20 protein-coding genes, 1 tRNA gene and 1 pseudogene are annotated in these 21,542 nt (G+C 57.1%); 10 read left to right on the plus strand and 12 right to left on the minus strand.

The features are described 5' to 3' along the window. The 3 genes and pseudogenes from ACEQWH_RS07910 to ACEQWH_RS07920 all read right to left on the minus strand — a co-directional run. Nucleotides 1-500: pseudogene (locus tag ACEQWH_RS07910) on the minus strand (histone deacetylase family protein); the annotation flags it as partial. Nucleotides 501-575: 75 nt separating this feature from the next. Continuing rightward, nucleotides 576-1,277, minus strand: coding sequence for a response regulator (locus ACEQWH_RS07915; protein ID WP_370229485.1), 702 nt, complete (start codon nucleotides 1,275-1,277; stop codon nucleotides 576-578). After that, nucleotides 1,274-1,771, minus strand: a complete 498-nt coding sequence (locus ACEQWH_RS07920; RefSeq protein ID WP_370229487.1) for a MarR family winged helix-turn-helix transcriptional regulator — start codon at nucleotides 1,769-1,771, stop codon at nucleotides 1,274-1,276. The genes ACEQWH_RS07915 and ACEQWH_RS07920 overlap by 4 nt, the downstream gene beginning before the upstream one ends. Nucleotides 1,772-1,935: 164 nt before the next feature. Here ACEQWH_RS07920 and ACEQWH_RS07925 point away from each other — a divergent pair, with 164 nt between their 5' ends. After that, nucleotides 1,936-2,805: a branched-chain amino acid aminotransferase gene (locus ACEQWH_RS07925; protein WP_370229489.1), complete on the plus strand. Its 870-nt coding sequence runs from the start codon at nucleotides 1,936-1,938 to the stop codon at nucleotides 2,803-2,805. A gap of 51 nt (nucleotides 2,806-2,856) precedes the next feature. On the opposite strand, the gene ACEQWH_RS07930 is transcribed toward ACEQWH_RS07925, so the two are convergent. The 5 genes from ACEQWH_RS07930 to ACEQWH_RS07950 all read right to left on the minus strand — a co-directional run bounded on the left by ACEQWH_RS07930 (nucleotide 2,857) and on the right by ACEQWH_RS07950 (nucleotide 7,430). Next, nucleotides 2,857-3,780 (minus strand): DMT family transporter, encoded by a 924-nt coding sequence (locus ACEQWH_RS07930; RefSeq protein ID WP_370229491.1) that lies wholly within the window; start codon nucleotides 3,778-3,780, stop codon nucleotides 2,857-2,859. A 59-nt stretch (nucleotides 3,781-3,839) separates the two neighbouring features. After that, complete coding sequence (locus tag ACEQWH_RS07935) at nucleotides 3,840-4,781, minus strand: AEC family transporter (protein ID WP_370229492.1); 942 nt, start codon at nucleotides 4,779-4,781, stop codon at nucleotides 3,840-3,842. Next, entirely contained in the window at nucleotides 4,778-5,443 is a 666-nt protein-coding gene (locus tag ACEQWH_RS07940; protein ID WP_370229495.1) for an HD domain-containing protein, read from the minus strand. The genes ACEQWH_RS07935 and ACEQWH_RS07940 overlap by 4 nt, the downstream gene beginning before the upstream one ends. Then, complete coding sequence (aroC, locus tag ACEQWH_RS07945) at nucleotides 5,443-6,549, minus strand: chorismate synthase (protein WP_370229497.1); 1,107 nt, start codon at nucleotides 6,547-6,549, stop codon at nucleotides 5,443-5,445. The genes ACEQWH_RS07940 and aroC overlap by 1 nt, the downstream gene beginning before the upstream one ends. Before the next feature lie 101 nt (nucleotides 6,550-6,650). Beyond that, nucleotides 6,651-7,430 carry a hypothetical protein gene (locus ACEQWH_RS07950; protein ID WP_370229498.1) on the minus strand — a complete coding sequence of 260 codons (780 nt, stop codon included), beginning with the start codon at nucleotides 7,428-7,430 and terminating at the stop codon, nucleotides 6,651-6,653. A gap of 181 nt (nucleotides 7,431-7,611) precedes the next feature. Between ACEQWH_RS07950 and ACEQWH_RS07955 the strand changes: the two genes are divergently transcribed. Then, nucleotides 7,612-7,688: transfer RNA gene (locus ACEQWH_RS07955), tRNA-Arg, on the plus strand. Between the two features lie 40 nt (nucleotides 7,689-7,728). Here ACEQWH_RS07955 and ACEQWH_RS07960 read toward each other — a convergent pair. Further along, nucleotides 7,729-8,394, minus strand: coding sequence for a TetR/AcrR family transcriptional regulator (locus ACEQWH_RS07960; RefSeq protein ID WP_370229501.1), 666 nt, complete (start codon nucleotides 8,392-8,394; stop codon nucleotides 7,729-7,731). 110 nt (nucleotides 8,395-8,504) lie between these two features. Between ACEQWH_RS07960 and ACEQWH_RS07965 the strand changes: the two genes are divergently transcribed. From ACEQWH_RS07965 to ACEQWH_RS07995, 7 genes are all read left to right on the plus strand, one after another. Next, entirely contained in the window at nucleotides 8,505-9,269 is a 765-nt protein-coding gene (locus ACEQWH_RS07965) for an ABC transporter ATP-binding protein (RefSeq protein WP_370229523.1), read from the plus strand. Beyond that, complete coding sequence (locus tag ACEQWH_RS07970; protein WP_370229502.1) at nucleotides 9,269-10,267, plus strand: branched-chain amino acid ABC transporter permease; 999 nt, start codon at nucleotides 9,269-9,271, stop codon at nucleotides 10,265-10,267. The genes ACEQWH_RS07965 and ACEQWH_RS07970 overlap by 1 nt, the downstream gene beginning before the upstream one ends. Further along, nucleotides 10,264-11,337, plus strand: coding sequence for a branched-chain amino acid ABC transporter permease (locus tag ACEQWH_RS07975; protein WP_370229504.1), 1,074 nt, complete (start codon nucleotides 10,264-10,266; stop codon nucleotides 11,335-11,337). Before ACEQWH_RS07970 ends, ACEQWH_RS07975 begins: the two co-directional genes overlap by 4 nt. Nucleotides 11,338-11,354: 17 nt before the next feature. Continuing rightward, a complete protein-coding gene (locus tag ACEQWH_RS07980; RefSeq protein ID WP_370229507.1) occupies nucleotides 11,355-12,572 on the plus strand; it encodes an ABC transporter substrate-binding protein in 1,218 nt (405 codons plus the stop codon). Nucleotides 12,573-12,623: 51 nt separating this feature from the next. Continuing rightward, nucleotides 12,624-13,418, plus strand: coding sequence for an ABC transporter ATP-binding protein (locus ACEQWH_RS07985; protein ID WP_370229509.1), 795 nt, complete (start codon nucleotides 12,624-12,626; stop codon nucleotides 13,416-13,418). A 9-nt stretch (nucleotides 13,419-13,427) separates the two neighbouring features. Beyond that, nucleotides 13,428-15,245 carry a long-chain fatty acid--CoA ligase gene (locus ACEQWH_RS07990; RefSeq protein WP_370229512.1) on the plus strand — a complete coding sequence of 606 codons (1,818 nt, stop codon included), beginning with the start codon at nucleotides 13,428-13,430 and terminating at the stop codon, nucleotides 15,243-15,245. Between the two features lie 88 nt (nucleotides 15,246-15,333). Next, entirely contained in the window at nucleotides 15,334-16,380 is a 1,047-nt protein-coding gene (locus tag ACEQWH_RS07995; protein WP_370229514.1) for an AbrB family transcriptional regulator, read from the plus strand. Here ACEQWH_RS07995 and ACEQWH_RS08000 read toward each other — a convergent pair. Both ACEQWH_RS08000 and ACEQWH_RS08005 read right to left on the minus strand, forming a co-directional pair. Continuing rightward, nucleotides 16,377-17,300, minus strand: coding sequence for a carbohydrate kinase (locus ACEQWH_RS08000; RefSeq protein WP_370229515.1), 924 nt, complete (start codon nucleotides 17,298-17,300; stop codon nucleotides 16,377-16,379). The genes ACEQWH_RS07995 and ACEQWH_RS08000 overlap by 4 nt on opposite strands. A gap of 111 nt (nucleotides 17,301-17,411) precedes the next feature. Then, nucleotides 17,412-19,466, minus strand: coding sequence for a S8 family peptidase (locus ACEQWH_RS08005; RefSeq protein ID WP_370229518.1), 2,055 nt, complete (start codon nucleotides 19,464-19,466; stop codon nucleotides 17,412-17,414). Nucleotides 19,467-19,687: 221 nt separating this feature from the next. Between ACEQWH_RS08005 and ACEQWH_RS08010 the strand changes: the two genes are divergently transcribed. Continuing rightward, a complete protein-coding gene (locus tag ACEQWH_RS08010) occupies nucleotides 19,688-20,557 on the plus strand; it encodes a LysR substrate-binding domain-containing protein (protein WP_370229519.1) in 870 nt (289 codons plus the stop codon). On the opposite strand, the gene ACEQWH_RS08015 is transcribed toward ACEQWH_RS08010, so the two are convergent. Next, a partial coding sequence (locus ACEQWH_RS08015) for an aminomethyltransferase family protein (RefSeq protein ID WP_370229522.1) occupies nucleotides 20,547-21,542 on the minus strand: 996 nt, incomplete at its 5' end. The two genes, ACEQWH_RS08010 and ACEQWH_RS08015, sit on opposite strands and share 11 nt — an antisense overlap.

The following is a 21,542-nucleotide window of genomic DNA, read 5'->3' on the forward strand; positions in this document are numbered from 1 at the left end:
GTGCCATTGCCGTGATGGACATCAAAATCAACGATACTGACCCGGGTCAGCCCATGACGCTCCATCGCATGTTTCGCAGCGATGGCCACATTGCCAAACAGACAAAACCCCATCGGCGTTTCCTGTTCCGCGTGATGGCCCGGCGGGCGCATCGCAACAAAGGCGTTCTGAACGTCCCCTGCCAGCACCGCATCCACCGCAGCCCAATTGGCGCCAACCGCACGACGCGCCGCCGCGACCGAACCCGGTGACAAATGCGTATCCGCAGCCACGGCCACCGACCCCCGCGCAGGTGCAGCCGACAAGATCGCATTCAGATGAGACTGCGGATGACACAAAAGAATGTCAGCATCCTTACACAACGGCGCACTGCGCCGATCCAGCCCATCGATTGCATCAAGAGCCGCTGAAATCACCTCAAGTCGCGCCACCTGCTCGGGATGGCCCGCAGGGGTCACATGGTTCAGACCGTCTTCATGGAAATAAACCGCAGTCGACACGCGCGCCCCTTTCATCTTGTCCAAAATACTCTCGCCGAAGGCCTCGCCGCGCCTGCGGCGACCTCACGTCCGGCCCTAGTCAGGGGCCAGCATATAGCCCGCACCGCGCACCGTCTGCAGATAGCGTGGTTGCTTTGGATCCGTTTCGATTTTGCGCCGCAACCGGGTGATCTGCACGTCCACCGCCCGCTCCTGCGCCTGTCCGCGATCGCGTCCAAGGTCTTCGACCAGCTTCGCGCGACTGACCGGCTCGCCCGGGCAGGCCGAAAAGATCTTCATCAGCTGGTTTTCCGTCGCGGTCAGCCGCACAGGTGTATCCCCCTGCCACATCTCTCCGCGTTCGATGTCATAGCGGATCGGGCCAAGGTTCAGAACTTTGGGCACCAGATCCGCTTCGGTTTTCTCTGGCATCCGGCGTAAAATTGCGTTGATCCGAAGCAAGAGCTCTTTGGGTTCAAACGGCTTGCTCAGATAATCATCTGCACCGGCCTCAAGCCCGGTGATGCGATCTTCGGTCTCGCCTTTGGCGGTCAGCAGCATGATCGGCGTCTTCGAGGTTTCACGGATCGCGCGGGTCAGGCTGACCCCGTCTTCGCCGGGCATCATCACGTCCAGAACGATCATATCAAATTCAAGGCCAGACAGGATCCGCCGCGCATGCGCAGCATCTCGGGCAGCAGACACCAGAAACCCATTCCGCATCAGAAATTTCTGCAACAATCCCCGTATGCGCTCATCGTCATCGACGATCAGCAGATGTGGCTCTAGGTCCATCATGCTCCCCTATCCCTTAAGGTATCATTCTTGCGACGCATCTCGGTGTCCATCATGGCTTCAAGCACCCGTCGAAATCCGGCGACCGCCTCTGGGCCTGCATCGCGATAGGCCGCCCGCATCCGCACGCGCTGTGCATCAGACAGTCGCGCCTCAAGGGCCACGCCCTCTTCGGTCAGAAATAAATTGCGTTCCCGCTTGTCGGTCTTGCCCACATGACTCTCGACCAGACCATCTTCGATCAAGGTACGCAAAACACGATTGAGAGACTGTTTTGTGACGCCCAGAATATCCAGCAAATTCGTAACGGTGGTTCCCGGCGCGCGGTTGATAAAATGGATTGCCCGGTGGTGCGCCCGCCCATAGGCCATTGTCGCCAAAATGCGGTCAGGGTCTGCGGTAAAACCTCGATACGCGAAATACATCGCCTCGATTCCCTGACGAAGTTGCTCGTCAGTCAGAAAAAGCAGGCTTTCTCCGCCGTAACTGTCGCCCATAGTCTTTGACCCGTTCTTATCTTTGCAAGCCTGCCACCAACAGTACGTCAGCCTTGTTGACACTCCAAGAGTGAATTGGTAGCGATTTCCAGTTTTGGAGTCATTTATGACCGGATCGGACGTAAATGAAAGAGTTTTAAGCTCAAGACAAGGGAAGGTGTCTCATGGCAGGTGGATATGATGATCGCGACGGCAAGATCTGGCTGGACGGCGAACTGGTGGATTGGCGTTCTGCAAACGTCCACATTCTGAGCCACGCCATGCACTATGCAAGCTCGGTCTTTGAAGGTGAGCGGGCCTATAACGGCAAAATCTTCAAAAGCGTCGAGCATTCCGAACGGCTGCTGAAATCCGGCGAGATGCTGGACATGCCGATCCCTTACACTGTCGAGGAAATCGAAGCTGCGAAATACGCGGCACTAGAGGCCAACGGCCTGTCTGACGCCTATGTGCGCGCTGTTGCATGGCGTGGCGCGGGCGACGACATGGGCGTCGCCTCTTCCAAGAACCCTGTCCGCGTGGCCGTCGCCGTGTGGGAATGGGGCGCCTATTACGGGGACGCGAAGTTCCAAGGCGCAAAGCTGGACATCGCAAAGTGGAAACGTCCATCACCCGAGACGATCCCAACCGCTGCTAAAGCCGCTGGCCTATACATGATCTGCACCATGTCCAAACACGCTGCCGAAGCCAAAGGATGCTCGGACGCGCTGTTTTATGACTATCGCGGCTATGTTGCCGAGGCGACCGGCGCAAATGTCTTCTTCGTCAAAGACGGCGAAGTGCACACCCCAATCCCTGATGCGATCCTGAACGGTATCACGCGCCAGACCATCATCGAGATGCTGAAAGAAAAAGGCCTGACCGTGCATGAACGTCACATCATGCCCGAAGAGCTTGGCACCTTTGAGCAGTGCTGGCTGACAGGCACCGCCGCCGAAGTGACGCCTGTCGGGCAGATTGGTGAGCACACATTCGAGGTTGGCGACATCACACGCGACATCGCGGAAAGCTATGAGGCGCTGGTGCGCGCCTAAGCCCTCCCAAAGATTTCACATCAAAGCCGGGCCCCGCGCCCGGCTTTTTTGTTAGCCCTGTGGGGTCATAGTCGGACGGGCTTTGCCGCGCACAAGACCCAGTTTGTGTTCGCGGTAGATGATCAGAATGCCCGCAAAAATCACAATCGCTGCACCAAACAGCGTCGCGGCCGTCGGCACTTCGGCAAAGATGAAATAGCCGATCACCAGCGCAAACAACATCGACACATAGTCAAACGGCGCCAGAGTGCTGGCCTGTGCATAGCGATAGCCTGTCGTCAGACAAATCTGCGCAACTCCGCCAACCAGCCCGGCTGAAATCAAAAAGATGAACTCTCTGGGTTCTGGCCAGACCCAGCCAAAAGGAATGGTCGCTAGCGACGCGCAGGTTGCTGTCAGGGAGAAGTAAAACACAATCGCTGCGGTTTCCTCGGTCTTGACCAGACGCCGCACATGCACCATCGCAAGCGCCCGCAAAAAGGCCGAGCCCAGCGCAAGCAAGGCACCCATCAGCAAGACTCCTTCGACCCCGCCAAGGTCAAACACCGTCAGCCGAGGCGCGATGATGATAACGACCCCCACCAGACCAATGGCCAGAGCCGCCAGCCGGAACAGGCGAAATCGCTCGCCCAGCAGCAACGCGGCCAAGATGACGGTAAACAGGGGCGCGGCAAAGCCGATTGCCGTGACCTCTGGCAAAGGCAGAATGCCCAGCGCCGAAAACCCCATTGCCATGGCCGTCGTCCCAATAAGACCGCGCCAAAGATGCCCGAGCGGGTTTTTGGTTTTCAAACCAGTGCGCAGATCATGGCGCTGCGCCAGCCAGATCAAAATCACGGGCATCGCAAAAAAGGACCGAAAAAACACCGCCTGATAGGCCGGGACATGCGCCGCCGAAGCCTTGATCAAAGACGCCATAATCGAGAATAGAAACAAGGCGACCACCTTGAACAGGATACCGCGACTTGAGGCCATAAAATTGTCCTTTGGAGTGTGCCCTGACCATGCGCCTCACTGGTTGGAAAGGCAAGAGGTCAGGTCATCCAAACCAGAATAAGGCTCAGGGATACAAAGGCGCTTGTCGTCGTGCCCAACAGAACCAGACTGGCAAAGCCTTCCATTTGCAGACGCTGGGCAAAGACCACAAAGATCGTGAACGTCGGCATCGAGGCCGACAGAACCAAGGCCGCGCGCATGGTGTCGTCTAACACAAGAACGCCAAGACCGCTCAGCGCCGTCACGCTCAGAAAGGCGATTGCAGGAAAGATCAGGATTTTCCCGACCGTCACCAGAAACGCCTGAGACAGATTGGTCCCGCGCGGCAAAGAGGCCAGTGATCCTCCGATCACGACCAATCCCAAGGCGCTTGCCGAGGCAGCAAGGATGCCAACGAAGGTCATCACAGATACCGGCAACTGCACGCCCGAAAGGTTAACCAACGTGCCGAGGATCAAGGCGACAATCAAAGGCATCTTCAGAACAGACCAAAAGATGCGTGCCAGCCGCGCGATCCCGCCGTGGCCCGATGCTTCTGCACCGCGCAACAGCATCAGGCAAATGGGCACAATCAGCAGATTTTCAACCAACAGGTTCAGCGCCAGAATGACCGGCGCCAAATCGGGCATCGTCAACAAAAAGAACGCATATCCGACGAACCCATTGTTCGGACAGCTTGCCCCCATCACCCCAGCGGCTCGGGTTCGGGCATCCCATCCCAGGCTGGTGAACAGCCCATAGGAAACCCCCAAAATCCCCAGCCCCGCCACGGCATAGGCCAGCATATAATCCGTGTTCAGAACATCCGCCAAGGGTCGCGTCGCCATTGCGTGAAAGATCAAGGCAGGAAACGCCACATTCAACACGAACCGCCCAAGGCTTTTCATATCCTCTGGGCTGAATGCTTTTAGTCTTACCAGGCCAAACCCCAACGTAATCGCCAGATAAATTGGCAAAACGATATAGAGGATGTCGATCACGTCAAAAGCTCGGCCCAATGGTCGGGAAGCTCGGTGTCCATCTCTTTGGCCAATTGCCTGAGATATGCCAGCATCAACCGCGCTCGTTTTGCCGCGATCTTGCGCCCTTTTTCGGTGACCATTTCACGTGGCAGCTGAAGCAGTTTTAGGTGCCAGTGGTCGATTGACCAAAGCTGGTCATCCAAGGGACGCGCCGCAGCAAAAGGATCGTTTGGATCCAAAAGCGGCCGCCCCATCGTGCCCGCTACCATGAACGTACGCGCGATCCCAACGGCCCCCAGCGCATCCAGCCGATCCGCATCTCTTAGGATTTCGGCCTCAAAGCTTTCGGGCGCAATTCCTGCGGAATAACTATGCGCGGCAATCGCATGCTGGGCGGCTGTGATCTCATCCGGCGTATAGCCCAGATCCTGCAGGAACGGCGCGGCTTTGACGGCGGACAGCGTCGAGGCCTCGGACCTGTTTGGCGCATCTTTGGGCAGGTTGACCAAATCGTGGAAATACGCCGCCGCCAGCAATACCCGCAGGTTTACGTTGTCCTCCGACGTGGCAATGCGATGCGCATTGGCCCAGACCCGATCCAGATGCGCAATGTCATGCGCCGGATCCTGCTCCATCTCGCGCTTGATGATTGCGCGCAGCTGGGCGCGAAGCGCTTGCATCAGCCGATCTGACCTTGGTTCTCGCCGACCTGACCACGGTGCAGCAACAGGTGATCCAGTATGACACAGGCCATCATCGCTTCGGCCACCGGCACCGCGCGGATGCCGACACATGGGTCGTGACGTCCTTTGGTGATGACCTCGGTTGCGCTGCCGTCGATGCGAATGGACTTGCGCGGAGTCAAAATCGAAGACGTCGGTTTAACGGCAAACCGCACCACGACGTCCTGTCCTGTGGAAATACCGCCAAGAATGCCGCCGGAATGGTTGGAGGAATAAACCGGGTGACCGTCCTCACCGAGGAAAATTTCGTCCGCATTCTCAGAGCCTTTCAGCCCCGCTGCCGCCATGCCCTCGCCGATCTCAACAGCCTTAACCGCGTTGATAGACATCATGGCCGCCGCCAGATCAGTGTCGAGCTTGCCATAGATCGGCGCGCCGATCCCCGCAGGCACACCCCGCGCCACAACCTCAATCACAGCACCCACCGAGTCGTGATTCTTGCGCAGCGCCTGCAGATAGTCTTCCCATTTCTGCGCGTCTTCTGCTCCCTGTGGGATCCAGAAGTCGTTCTGATCAATAGCGTCCCAGTCAAAGCTGTCGCGATTAATTTCCATCGCGCCCATCTTGGTCATATAGCCTTTGATTTCCAATCCGGGCACCAGAGCCTTGATCGCTTCGCGCGCAACACCGCCCGCAGCCACCCGCGCCGCAGTTTCTCGCGCCGAGCTGCGCCCGCCGCCGCGATAGTCGCGATTGCCGTATTTCTGGTGATAGGTGATATCCGCATGACCCGGACGGAACGTCTGGGAAATCTCACCATAATCGCGGCTGCGCTGATCGGTGTTCTCGATCATCAGTTGAATAGGCGTGCCGGTGGATTTTCCGTCAAACACGCCCGACAGAATTTTGACCGCATCCGGCTCGTTGCGCTGCGTGGTGTTTTTGTTCTGCCCAGGGCGACGCTTGTCCAGCCACACCTGCAGCATCTCGGGCGAAATCTCGACATTGGGCGGGCAGCCGTCAACGGTTGCGCCCAGCGCAGGGCCATGGCTTTCCCCCCAAGTGGTGACGCGGAAAAGATGGCCAAAGCTATTCATCGACATAGTACAGTCCCAACAGGCAAAAGTCGCTGTTGGGTGTAGCCGCTATTTCTATGGGTTTGAAGTCCTCAAACGCGCTTTAAACCCTGCAATCGTCTCTGAAGCTAGGGGCAAGTGCAAGGCGAGGTGTCTCGACCGACATAGCTGAAGATATCAACCTCTGGAGAATGACGATGGAAAAAGCGCGCGCCCTTAGGCCGGCTATTGCCCAGTGGGATGGTGATCCCAAGATGGAATAGGCGGTTTTCACCGAACGTGAAATCGGCATTTGCCACAGAAGCGGTCATATAAACCGGCGTCGCTGATCCGCGCGAAATCAGATAGCCCATATGGACTCCATACTGACGCGCGGTCAGCCCCGCGACGTCTTCGTTGCGATAAAACAGCGAAAAATCAAAGCCGTTGTCCAAGGTCAGCCCCGCATCGATGCCATAAGCATCGGACGTCACGCCCACTTGATTGCGTCCGCGCGCGACAAAGGCCGTGATGCTGAAGGGATCGATCTGGGCCGTCGCCTCGACCCCAAAATGCGTAATGATCTGCGTTGAAAACGTAGACCCGCGCGCCCAATAGCGATCAGCAAACACCCCCAGCGCAACCGCATCCGACACCTGATACGTACCTTGCATCGACAGCACATTCGCATCGCCGGCACCCAGCAAAATCGGTGGATTCATCGCGTTAAGGGCAACGGACAGGCTGAAGTCTGGACCAAACGCCATATCGACGCCACCAGACACTGCCGTGTTTTCCCCACTGAGGGGCGCAGAATTTACACTAAGGGCACCAAACTGAAACCCGACATGCCCGCCGGTCACATCAAAGGCCCGCGCCATGCCAGAAAAGCTGCATACCAAGGCAGCCAACATCAATACTCGTCTCATTCTTCCCCCCGAAGCCCCAACTTGCGTTCTTGGAATTGCCACTCATTAACGGCGCGATACTTCCACTCACTGCAAAATTAAGCAAGAAAAACACATTCGAGTTGAGCAATGTAAGCGAAGACTGTTCTCGAGGCGCAACCGAATTGTACGGCGCAGCGCACTAGAGTAAGACACCCCCAACGGCCCCGTGGCTCAACTGGATAGAGCAGCCCCCTCCTAAGGGGCAGGTTGTAGGTTCGAATCCTACCGGGGTCGCCATGCTGTACTAGGCTCCGTCAAATGCGCCGGAACCGACCGCCTATTCCGCCGCAACCCCGTGCATCAGAAATTCTGTGTATGAATCCGCCAAAGCATCTGGCGTCATGGATCCGTCTTCACGGTGCCAGCGGGGGATCCAGTTCACGCCGCCCATGATGAAATAGATCGTTGGCTTGCCGATATTGGCCCGCATCGAGCCGTCGGCGACTCCGTCTTTGGTCATCTTGAGCAGTTTTTCGGTGAGGGCCGTGTTTCTTTTGCGCAGCGCGTCGACCATGGCCTCTGGGACCGAGCTGATTTCGCTGACGATAGCAATCGAGCCGTGGGCGCAATTCAGATAGATCAGCTCGCGGGTGAAGAAGCACAACTTGTCCAGTGCCGTGCCGCCACGCGCCTGCGCTTCGTCCGCCAGCGCTTCGCAGATGTCCAGGGTGCGCGTGTAGCAATCCAGCAAAAGCTCGGATTTATTCTTGTAGTAGTAGTAGATCGAAGGCTTTGAAATCCCAATGATATCCGCGACATCATCCAGCGAAGTCGCGTCAAATCCTTTGCGATTGAACTGATCGCTGGCGACCTGTCGAATATAGTCCACCTTGCGCATGCGCAGGGCATCTCGCTTGAACGGAGAGGTTGTTGTCGCGCCTTGCGCGCCACCCTTTGGCATAGATCCCCCGGCTGTGGATTCGGATTGTTCGGGCCGCACCATAGTCCCTCGTTTCGGAAGTGAAAGTCGCAGACTTGACTTTATAGTCAGGTAATTTAGCCTAAAGTCAATATGCCAAACGCCCCTTCAGGCGCGCCGGCATCGGGAGGGATATTTTGTTAAAGGTAGAAGACATTCAATTGTCCTTCGGTGGTGTCCGTGCGCTGCAGGGTGTCAGCTTTGAGGCCTCCCCCGGAGAGATCACCGGTATCATCGGGCCAAACGGCGCTGGTAAAACCTCTTTGTTCAACGTGATTTCCGGCTTTTATAAGCCAGACACCGGTCGCGTGCGTGTCGAAGGGCAGGATGTCTCTGCCCTAAAACCTGATGCCCGTGCCGCACTGGGCATTGCGCGCACCTTTCAGAACATCGCTCTGTTTCGTGGCATGACTGTCTTGGACAACATCAAATTGGGCTGCCATACGCGCCTGAACGCCAATGTCTGGTCGGCGCTGCGGTATTTTGGATCCGCCCAGAAAGAAGAGTTGGAATTGCGGCGCGATCTGGAAGAGCGCGTTATCGACTTTCTGGAAATCGACCATGTGCGCAAGGCTCCGATTACGGCGCTGCCCTATGGGTTGCAAAAGCGCGTCGAGCTGGGCCGCGCCCTGGCGATGAAGCCGAAACTGCTGTTGTTGGACGAGCCGGTCGCGGGCATGAACCGCGAGGAAACCGCAGACATGGCGCGGTTCATTCTGGACGTTCAAGAACAATTCGGCACCACCATTTTGTTGGTCGAGCATGACATGCACATGGTCATGGATATCTGCTCGCAAGTCGTCGTGCTGAATTTTGGACAGCAAATTGCACAGGGCACGCCCGCGGAAATCGCGCAGAGCCAAGCCGTCATCGACGCCTATTTGGGGCAGGCAGCATAATGGGTCAGTTTTTGCAGTTTGCGATCAATGGGCTGATGTCGGGCGCGATCTATGCGCTGATCGCGTTGGGGATCGTCGCAATCTATAAGGCGACGCGGGTTGTGAATTTTGCGCATGGCTATGTCATCATGATCGGCGCGTATCTGTACTACACCTTCGCCGTCCTCTTGCCTGCTGCGCCATGGTTTCCGGACCTTTTGTTCACGCCTGCCTGGTTGGTCGAAGCAAAAGCCAGCGCGCAGATGTTCTCGCCCGAAGCCGCTTGGCTGGCCTGGCTCGAGAAACTGCCGCGGATCGTGTTTGGGCTGATCTGCGCCATCATCGGATCTGCACTTCTGGCGCGCCTGATCGAGCGGTTCCTGATGCGCCCCCTCTTGGGGCAATCGAACTTTGCAATGATCATGATAACAGTCGGTCTGATTTCGGTTCTCTCTGGCGCGAAGAGCATGATCTGGACAGGCGATGCCGCATCAGTGCCGCACCTTGCGCCGAACCCGGCCCTTCGGTTCGAGGTCTTCGGCTCAAAGGTTTTCATCTTTGGCGCAAATCTTGTCAGCATGGGGCTGGCTCTTTTGATCTTTGCGGCCATCGTGATCTGGCTGCGGCGCTCATCGTCAGGTGTGGCCATGCGCGCAGCATCCGAGGATCAATCCACCGCCTATTCCATGGGTATTTCCGTGCCGCGCGTCTTTGCGAACGCCTGGGTGCTGGCCGCCGCCACCGGCGCAATCGCGGGCGCGATCCTGGCGGCACGCGACGGGGTCTCTCCGGCATTGGGGCTGTTTGGATTTTCGGTTCTTGCGATTGTCTTGATGGGCGGGCTCGACAGTTTTGTCGGCGTGTTCATCTCGGCCATGGCCGTGGGCATCCTCGAGGCCTTGGCCCAGTGGCAATTGGGCGGCGACTGGGTCGAAATCACACCCTATGTCGCGGTTCTGATCGTTATCCTGATCCGCCCACACGGGCTTCTGGGGCAAAAAGAGATTGAACGCATATGATTAACGGCAACCTCAAAGCCACCTACGCGGCGGATGAAAAGATCGCCGACAACCGCTATAAGGTCTCGTTCATCTGGGGCCTCGCAGCTCTCGCGGCGCTGTTACCGATTTTCGCAAACGACTATATCATCCTCGTTGCCTGTCAGGTTGGGATCATGGTCATTGCCGTCGTCGGCCTGAACGTTCTGACCGGCTATACGGGGCTGATGTCACTGGGCCATGCGGCCTTCGTCGCAATCGGAGCCTATGGCGTGACGCTGCTGCACCATGCAGCCACTGCGCTTTCAATTTCCGACGGGCTGCAACCCTTTTTAACCATCCCCGGCGCGATGGCCCTTGCCGCTGTGATTGGATTGATCGTTGGCCTGCCGTCGCTTCGGGTCAAAGGTGTGTATCTGGCGGTCGCCACGCTGAGCGCGAATTTCATCATTATTTTCCTGATTGAACTGGACGCATTTGCCCCCTGGACAGGTGGGAAAACCGGGCTGACAACCGTGGACCCAAGCATCTTTGGATGGGTTCTGGACACCCAACGCGAAGTCTTTGTGCTGATTGCGGTCATGGCCTTTGCCACCGTTCTTTTGGTACAAAACCTGTTCCGCACGCGCGTTGGCCGCGCCTTTATTGCCATCCGAGAAAGAGACTATTCCGCTGAAATTCTTGGCATTTCCCTGTTTCACTACAAACTGACCAGCTTTGCGATTTCTGCCGCATGCTGTGGTTTGGCCGGAGCATTGATGGCCTATTTCTATGCGCGGGTGCTGCCTGAACAGTTCGAGCTTTTGTTGTCTCTGCAACTTGTCGCGGCACTGATTGTCGGGGGCATGGGCCGTACCATGGGCCCCGTTTTTGGTGTTCTTGTGATCGTGCTGTCACCCGAACTTTTGAAAGTCGTGCTTTCGGCAATTGCCGGTGACTCAATCGAAGCCGCACAGTTCCGCGCACCATTGCAAGAGATCATCTTTGGCTTGCTGATTATCGGATTCATTATGTTCGAACCCCTGGGAATGACTCAAATCTCAGACCGGGTGTTTCGCGCTTTAAACCGCTGGCCCTTTGCCCGCGGATAAACAACTGGGAGGAAATTATGACTAAGTTCAATATGACACGGCGAAGCGTCCTTGCAGGCGCAGCTGCCGGCACGGCGACCCTTGGTATGCCCGCCTATCTGCGTGCGATGTCAGGCGAATTCATTATCGGCGCGTCCTTGCCTTTGACAGGCCCATTTGCCACCGCAGGTCAGCTGATCGCGCCGGCCTTCAGCCTCTATGAGAAACTGATCAACGACGAAGGCGGCATCGCCGGCACCAAGATCAAATTCTCGACCGAGGACTCAGGCTATGTGCCCCAGAATGCGCTGGCGAATTATCAGCGTCTCTTGGCCTCCGAGGGCGAGAAGGTTGTCGCCTATTATGGGGACTCGACCGGATTTATGAAACTTGTCGGCCCAGAACTGAAAGGCGAACAGGCGCGGATGATGACCTCGACGTCCTTTGCCACAGAACTGGCCAACCCTGAAACCCATCCCTATCAGTTCATGTCTGGCCCGACCTATGAAGACCAGTTCAACATCCTGCTGCAAGACATTGCGGCCAAGGGTGGCAAGACGGTGGCCTTTGTGCATTCCAACACCGAGTTTGGCACCGATCCGATCAAAGCAGGTCAGGCCAAAGCCGCGGAACTGGGGCTTGAGGTCGTGCTTGTGGAATCCACCAAGCCGCAGGGCGCAGACATTCCCACCCATGTGACCAAGATCGCGCAGGCCAACCCTGACTATTGTATCCTGCAGGGCTATGTGACCGGCGTCTGGCCGCAGCTTATTGGTGGCGCACGTCAGTTTGGTCTGACCACCAAATTTATGGGCACCTTCTGGGGCATGGAAAAGCTGATTGCCGACCGTGTGACAGCCGAAGCTGGACCGTTCCTTGAGGGCTATCAGGGGGTCATGCCGTATCGCTATTCCTATGACACGGAAAACGCGCCGCGCCTGCAGCAGATCGCTGCGATGTCCAAAGTGGCTTTGGCGGGCACACCTCTTGAGAACTATTTCCCGACATGGGGCATTCAGGCGTTTGCGTCGCTCGACATCCTGACCATCGCGCTGCGCCGCAATGCGGATATGGGCAAAGCGCCAACCGCAGATAATCTTGCAGCCGCTGTTGCGACCATCAAAGACGTAGATCTGGGCGGCTATTTCGGTCCGAAGATCTCGGTTGAAAACAACAAGGTCGGCGTTGGTCGCGTCTATCAATACTCGGCCGAAAGCCGTCTGTTCACACCGACATCTGACTGGCTAACTGTGTAACTCTACCGCGCTCCCGCCCTGGCGGGAGCGCTTTCTGCCTGAAAGCCCGACATGCTGACCATTGAAAACATCGAGGTGGTCTACCACCACACAATCCAAGCGCTGCGCGGTCTGTCTTTGGAAGCGCCCGAAGGCAAAATCGTCGCGTTGCTGGGGTCTAACGGCGCGGGCAAAACAACTACGCTAAAGGCAGCGACCCGCCTGCTGGAACTGGAAAATGGCCGCATTCGCGAAGGCCGGATCACCTTTAAAGGCAAACCGGTCGAGAGCTTTAGCCCCGACGCGTTAGTGCACGAGGGGCTGTTTCATATTCGCGAAGGGCGCCGGATCTTTACGGAACTGACCGTCGAGGAAAACCTGATCGCTGCGGCAAACGCCCTGCGGAGTCGCGATGTCCGCCCAAACTATGACCGCGTCTACGACTTTTTTCCGCGCCTCAAAGAGCGGCGCAAGCAGATTGCGGGGTATCTGTCGGGCGGAGAGCAACAGATGCTGGCGTTCGGACGCGCGATGGTTGCGCGGCCTTCGATGATCCTGATGGACGAGCCATCCTTGGGGCTTGCGCCCAAGATCATCTCTGAAATTTTTGACACCGTGAAGCGCCTGAATGCCGAAGACGGCGTTTCGATCCTGCTGGTCGAGCAAAACGCAAACGTGGCGTTTTCCGTGGCCGACTACAGCTACATCATGGAAGGCGGTCAGATCGTCATGGAAGGCGACGTCGCAAAGCTGCGCGATGATCCGGACGTACGCAGCTTTTATCTTGGCGTCGCGACCGAAGGCGAAACCCGCGAGAGTTTTCGCGATGTGAAACACTACAAGCGCCGCAAACGCTGGTTAAGTTAGGGGAACGCGATGCACGATTTTGGCAAGGACAGTTTCCGCACATCGGTTCAGGTGATCGCAGACCACAGCCGCCGCACGCCGGACAAGGTTGCGATCCGCCAGAAACGTTTTGGCGTCTGGAATGAAATCACCTGGTCAGACCTGGACGCCATCGTCAAAGAGCTGGCCTCGGGCCTGATCGAACTTGGCGTCAAACCCGGCGACAAAGTGGGAGTTCTTTCTGAAAACCGCCAGGAATGGGTGTTAACCCAGTTTGCGGCCCAAGCGGTTGGCGCCATCGTCGTGGGCATGTATCCCACCAGCCCTGCTGCGGAGATTGACCATCTGGTGAATGCCTCGGAAACCGAAGTCTTATTCATCGAGGACCAAGAGCAATTCGACAAAATCACGGAACTGGGCGAGCGCGCCAAAACCCTGCGCCAGCTTGTGGTTTTTGACCCCAAAGGCTTGCGCAACGAAACCTATCTGAAGCTAACGTCCATTGATGAAATGCAGGCGATGGGTCAGGTCAAACTGCCCACGCACCAAGCCGATATCCAAGCACGCGGAGACGCCGTGTCACCAGATGACACCGCACTGATGGTGTTCACATCAGGCTCGACCGGTGCCCCGAAAGCCGCCGAGATCAGCCACGGCAATTTCTATGCCTCTATGCGGTTGACCCTGGATCTGTTCGAAGGGCTGCCATCGGATGTGAATATTCTCAGCTATCTTCCCCTGTGCCACGTGGCCGAGCAGAATATGACCGTGGTGAACTGCCTGTCCGCACGGCGCACGATGAACTTTGGCGAAAGCCTCAGGACGATTACTCTGGATCTGCGCGATGTCGCGCCCGAGTTGTTTTTTGGCGTCCCGCGTATCTGGGAAAAGATGCAGGCGGGCCTTTTGGTGCAGATCAAAACCGCCAACCCCGTGCAGCGACGCCTGACCGAACTTGCGCTGCTCTCGGCACAGACCCGAAGCAAAACACCGCGCAGCCAGTGGTCGCTGTCTCAGCGCGCGGCCAATCGGATCTGGGATGCTTTGGTCTATCGCCATATTCGTTCCTATCTGGGGCTTGGGCGGGTCAAGATCGCCCTTTCCGCCGCGGCTCCGATTTCCGAAGACCTGCTGACCTTTCTGCGCGGCATCGGTGTCAATATCCGCGAGATCTGGGGCATGACCGAGACCTCTGGAGCGGCCTCTATTCAGCCGGACTGGGGCGATTGTGACGGACGCGTCGGGTTTTTCCCTGATGAAATGGAGGCCAAGATCGCGGACGACGGCGAATTGCTGGTGAAGGGACCGATTGTCTTTAAAGGGTACTTCAAAAACGCCGAGGCCACGGCATCGACATTGGTGGACGGATGGCTTCACACCGGCGACGTGGCCGAAGCCTTGCCGGACGGGTCGTTCTCGATCGTGGACCGCAAAAAGGACATCATGATCAACGCCGCGGGCAAGAACCTGACGCCGTCGTTGATCGAAAACACCATGAAGGCCAGTCCCTATATCAAGGAATGCATCGTCATTGCCGACAAGCGTCCCTATGTGTCAGCGCTCATCCAGATCGATTTTGACACCGTGCGCCTCTGGGCCGAAGGGCGGGGGATTTCCTATACAACCTTCCGGTCTTTGGCGGAAAATCCCGACATCGTAGACCTGATCGACAAAGAGGTGGCCAAAGGAAACGAAAACCTAGCCCGCGTCGAGCAAATCAAGAAAGTCTGGCTCTTGCCGAAAGAGCTGGATCACGACGACGGCGAAGTCACCGCAACCATGAAAGTGCGGCGCTCGAAAATCACCGAAGCCTATGGGGATGCGATCGAAGGCCTTTACGCGGCATGACCTCGGCAGCCTAGGCGTATTACGCCCGCCTTGTGTTCCATGCCACCTCTGATACATCCAAAGGGGTGGTATCGGTAAAGTTGGTTTTATGTTCTTTCGCCCGTCGCGCTCGCAGCTCAATACCTTTGGCATTGCCGCCATTGGTGCAGGTCTGTTCTGGCTGCTAGGGCTACCGCTGCCGTTCCTCTTTGGTCCAATGAGCGCCTGCCTCGCGACGGCTTTGCTGGGCGCAAAACTTAGTGGTTTCGGTCAGGTCAGCGCAGCCGCCCGAACAATTCTTGGCGTCACCATTGGCTGTTCGATCACGCCTGACGTAGTCAATGACCTGCCGCGCATGGCCGGATCCGTAGCCCTGATCCCGATCTATATCGCGGTGATCGGCGTGATCGGCGTGCCGTTCTTCAGGTATTTCTGCAAATTTGATGCGCCGACAGCATATTATGCGGCCATGCCGGGCGGGCTTCAGGATATGATCCTGTTTGGCGAAGAAGCTGGCGGCAACGCACGGATTTTGTCCTTGATCCATGCCACCCGTGTGCTGGTGATCATCGTCGCGGCCCCAATTCTGATGACGCAGGTGTATGACACGCCGCTCACGAACCCCATCGGGTTGCCCGCGCGGGATCTGCCGTTGCATGAAATGGGCCTGATGGTGCTGGCCGCCTGGGTTGGCTGGAAAGGAGGCGAGCGCATCGGACTATTCGGATCCTCAATTCTCGGACCCCTGATCGTGTCGGCTGTTCTGTCGCTGTCGGGCCTGATCCATTCGCGCCCACCGGCCGAAGCCATCCTTGCCGCGCAGTTTTTCCTGGGGGCCACGATTGGCGCGAAATACGTCGGGGTAACCATGTCCGAAATGCGTCGGGTCGTCGTCGCGGGCATGGCGTTTATGCTGGTCCTGACGGCACTTGCGGCTGGTTTTGCGCAGGCCGTGACGCATCTTGGTCTGGCTGAACCCGTGAACGCGCTTTTGGCGTTCGCACCCGGGGGGCAGGCCGAGCTGACCATTGTGACAATCCTTGCGGGGGGCGATCTAAGCTATGTCATCACGCATCACATCACCCGCATTGTGCTGGTGATTATCGGAGCGCCAATTGCCGCTCGACTGCTGTGGAAACGTCCAAACGACCCCTAGAGTTCGTGGCTCCATGGCGGGTTTGCACCTGCCCGCGAAACTGTCACGGCCGCAACTTTTGCGCCAAACCCAAGCACCTCTTCCATCTGCTCTGAAGTTATGGCGGCGACTGCCGGTTTTGACACCAGACCCATGCGTGAAAGCTGCGCCAGCACGCCTGCGTTGAACGTGTCTCCTGCGCCAACCGTATCGACCACCTCGGCGGGTTGAGAGGCCACTCTGACCTCGGTGCCGTCCGGCAAAAGCGCCATCGCACCGTCTTTGCCAAGGGTCACGATGATCACCTTTGGCCCCTGTGCCTGCAACGCCCGCGCCTGATCGACTAACGCTCCCTCGCCCCCTGTGATCCACGCAAGGTCTTCGTCAGACACTTTGACGATGTCGGCATTGGCGAACATGGCCGACAGCCGCGCGCGATAGGCGGCTTCATCCGTGATAAAGCCCGGGCGAATGTTTGGATCGATCATGATCAGGCGGCGCTCGGCCTCGGCCTCACATAGCGCAGCATAGGCAGCCGCGCCCGGCTCGCAGGCCAAGCTGATGCCGCCAAAATAGAGGGCTTTGGCAGCCTCTGGCACGTCTGCAAAATCAGAAGGGTTCAGCATGCGACCGGCAGAATTTTCATCATAGAAAAGATAGGTCGCCTGACCCTCGACGAGTTTCACAAAGGCAAGTGTCGTCGGGCGGTTTGCATAGACAACCAACGAGGTATCCACGCCACTGTCCCGAAGCCCTGCATCCAGCTGCTGGCCAAACAGATCATTCGACAGTCCGGTCACCATTGCGACATCTGTCCCCAGCCGGCCCAAAGCAATTGAAGTGTTGTAGATCGCACCTCCGGCGTGGGGTTCAAACCCCTCTCCGCCAGCCGTCTTGACCGGGATCATATCAATCAACGCTTCGCCACAACACAGGATCATAACAGTCACCACCCTCGTAAACCTGCGGCCAGAAGGATCACGAGGGACCGGAAAACTCAAGCAAAAAGGCAGGCCACTGGCCTGCCTTTAAAGATTTGCCGTTTGATTAGGCTAGAACGATTTGCGGTATCCGAAAAAGACACCGGATTCTTCTTTGCCTGCCAAATGACCGCGGTTCATAGCGTGCACCAAAGACAACATCAGCTCGGTGTCACGCGCAACGTCGATCTCATAGTCCAACGCGATCTGCATCTCACGTTTGGCGGGCGCCAAATCCACGGCGAAAGTCTGCATTTGATAGCTTCCGCCGCTGTTCGTTGCGATGGTCAAATCGGTCGAGCCGGACGTGATCGCAAAGGGCTGGCGCAGCGACAGTTTCAGGCGATCATTGCGATCAAACACCTGCGCCTGCGTATACGAAATCTCGCTGCTGTTCATAAAGATCGAGCTGGTGTTGCCGCGTCCCGGCGCGGTCGCCATGACGGCGCTGACTTGCAAGCTTGATGTATCAGACAATGCCGAGGTCATGGCAAACCCCAGCGACGCCAGATCCTGCCCCTCTTCGTTCTGCCACATCGGCAACAGCGCGCCATTGTCAGATCCAACACCCGCCTGCCAATCCACATGGCCAAAGGACGTCGGACGACGCTGTCCGATAGAAAAGCCTGCGGTTTCATTTTCGTCGGAATGTTGCGGCAGATAGGTGGCCAGATGAATGTCACCAAAATAGTTCTGCACCGTTGGATCACGATCAAAGATCGCGCTGGACAGCGTCCGCTCATAGGCTTCGGTGCCGTTCAGAGCGAGCGTTTGATCGGCAAAAAACGCGCTGGCGTTGGCCGTTTGAACAAGCGTATCCGCATTGATCGCAAAAGCCCCCGCGAACACATCCGTTGCGTGCAACTTGATGTCGGACAGAGCCGATGCAATGGCCGTACCCGCAGCGGTGCCCGACTGCACCAAAGGCTGGCTGACGTCGATCGTTTGGTTGTCATCAGAAATGACCGTCATGCGGCCAATAGGCTGCAAGGCCTGTGCCACGTCCAAAAAGCCATGACCAAATTCAGTATCCACCGCGCTTTCATAGCCCGGTGCCAAGGTGACAACCTGATCGTTTGAAAAGCCGGTAAAGGTTTTATCCGCAGTCGCGAAAAGGCGCAGCCTTAACTCATGCGGGTTCAAATCCGGAAAGGCTTCGGCCAGCAAAGCCAAAGACCCGGCAACCGTAGGCGCTGCAAAGGACGATCCCGTTGTGTAAGCATAGGTGCTATCGCCCGTGTTCGTGGCCGCATACCAGGTACCGCTTGCGGTGATGCACCACTGCGCCGCCTCAAGACATGCGCCCGACACGCGCGTCACATCGGTCACGTCATGCCCGCTAGTCGTCGCAATGCCGTTCACAACCGCGATCCAGCCATCAATAAGTTCGGGCACACGGATGGGCAGACCTGCCATCAAACCGATTGTCGAACGCCCCGCATCATTGTCGATGGCAAAAATCACATTTCCATAGGCGCTATAGTCACGCAGGGCCTGCAAATAAGCGGTACCGTCAGAACCGCTGAAAATCCCATTGAAGAACGACGTGCTGGTGTTGGAGTTTGTATATCCCCAGGAATTATTCCAAGCGACGGCCTTTTTGGTCAACGCCGCCTGCCCGAGTAGCGCCATATCGGCCTGATCCCAATCGCTAACCATCAACTCGGCGTTGGGCGCGACACCGACCATTATGGTGGAATCGCCTGTGATAACAGAGGACACTGCTGTACCGTGATTTTGGTCTGTGAGCGTGCCATGCACAGAGTCGATATCATCGGAAATTGTCTCATGAGTCAGGCGGAAGCCATCGTCGGAAACCGCGATGAATTGACCTTGGCCCGTCAACCCAGCCGCGTGCGCGTATTGAATGCCTGTGCTTCGGATCGGGTGACTAATCAACCTTGTGTCTAAGGTGTTGTCGCCATCCGTATCGTAGAGTCCTGTCGCGTTCTGGACCGAGTACCGCACGTTCGCCAGCAAGTTTGTCGCCGCCGTTTCATATGCGTTCCAGTCTTGCACAAAAAAACTGCTGAAGATCGCATCCAGCGATGATCCGCTGCCGCCACCGCATGCCGCCAAGCTGAAGGCAGCCGGAGCTAAAAGGGTAAATCTAGTTTTCTTTAACATGTAAATTCTTTCGCTTTAATTTCACGCAAAGTCAAAATCCTTTGCACCAACTTAAACATCACTCATCAATCAGCTTAATCTTTGTAAAAAGGTTAAGTCCGATTTTCACGACTTATATATAGGATATTGAAGATCGTGTTCTTTCTGACACCTTTTCCTGCATCAGGCACACCCCAGAATTGAAATTGCTTTTTCTGGTTCGCTTTCCTAGGACTTAGACCATGAAATCCTTGCCACATCTCTCCTTTCTGCGGTCCTTTGAGGCCGCGGCGCGCCATCTCAGCTTTACCAGCGCGGCAGAGGAATTGAATTGCACGCAAGCCGCGGTCAGCAACCATGTGCGCAGCCTCGAGGACTATATCGGGCGCCCGCTGTTCGTGCGGCACGCGCGGTCATTGACCCTGACAGATGTGGGCCAAGGATATCTGGTGTCGGTGCAACGCGCGTTGCAGGATATCGATACGGCGACGGCGTCCCTGATCACCAAAAACAGCTCGCGCGCAGTCACTGTTTCTTGCCCTGTCAGCCTGACGGAGTCCTGGATCCCTCAGGTGATGGCGTCTTTTCATGCCCAGCACCCAAAGATCGAGCTGGCGCTCAACAGTACTGTCTGGGCAGATCTTCAGGAAAATGCCAGCGACATCACGATCACCATCGCGCATCAGGACGATGTCGGGACGCAGGACATCAAGCTATGGGATGAACGGCTGGTGCTGGTTGCCTCGCCAAACTACGGAGCCTTGTCGCGCGACACCCTGCACCAAGAACGCGCCATCCATATTCTGGGTCGGCCGGAATACTGGGACGCGATGTGTGGCGCGCTGGGTTTGTCGAAAACCCGCGTCGGGGTTGGGTTTCAATGCAATTCGACCACTGCCGCACTGGAACTGGCCGCAGCTGGCGCAGGGGTTGTCGTCGCGCCGAAATCGCTCGCGATGAAACTCTTGCAGCGCGGGGATCTGATCGAGCCGTTGGGCGTCGTTTGCCCAAGCCCCTGGACCTATTATGCAACCTTCAAAAACGGTCTGTCGCCATCAGCCACGCTGTTCAAAGACTGGCTGATGGCCTGTGCCGAACAGGTCACGCCCTAAGGCGCGCGCCGGCTGGGTCGAACGCAGGTTCCTCAAGAATACGCGCCTTGTGAGGCAGGCCAAGGATCATCACCTCAACGTCATCCCCCGGCCCCGCGACCTCTGGGTTGGCAAATCCAACGGCCAAGGATTTCCCGACGGTATAGCCATAGGCTCCCGAAGATACCCGACCAACCGAGCGGCCGTCTGGCGTGAAAATCGGCTCACCGCCTGCCGCATCCGCGTTATGCGGGGTGTCAATTTCGAAGAAGCACAGCTTTTCGCGCGGCGCCTGATCTTTCACAGCCAGATAGGCGTCTTTGTGCAAGAAATCCTTGTCCAGCTTGACCAGACCATCCAGACCAACCTCATGCGCCCAATACTCTTGCGAGTACTCGCGGCTCCAGCTTCCGTATCCCTTTTCGATCCGCAAAGATCCCAGGGCCCGACCGCCAACAGGGCCACCCCCGAACTCTTTTGCGGCCTCAATCAGCGCTGTATAAAGCCTGACCTGATCGCTCTCGGCGCAATGCAGTTCCCAGCCCAGATCGCCGGTGAAGGACACGCGGATGGCTAGGCAGCGCACGCCACCGACCTCGATGGTTTGCGAACGCATGAACCGGAACGCATCGTTGGACAGATCCGCGTTTGTCATACGTTGCAGCATGGCACGCGATTTCGGACCGGCGATGTTAAAGCCCGCTATCCGGTCGGTTGCGATCTCAAAGCTGGTGCCTTCGGGCAGATCAACCATCTGGAAGAACCGCTGATGATAGCGTTCACCAAGGCCTGACCCGACCATCATATATTCGTCTTCTGCGACTTTGGTGATGGTGAAATCACCACACACCCCACCGCGCACCGAAATCATCGGGGTCAGGCAAGAGCGGCCAACAACCGTCGGGATCTTGTTGGCCATCAGCTTGTCCAGCCACTCAAACGCGCCCGGACCTTTGATCACATAATTGGCGAAGTTCGAGATATCGATGATACCCACATTTTCCCG

The sequence above is a fragment of the Cognatishimia sp. genome, assembly GCF_964229375.1.
Classification (GTDB): domain Bacteria; phylum Pseudomonadota; class Alphaproteobacteria; order Rhodobacterales; family Rhodobacteraceae; genus Cognatishimia.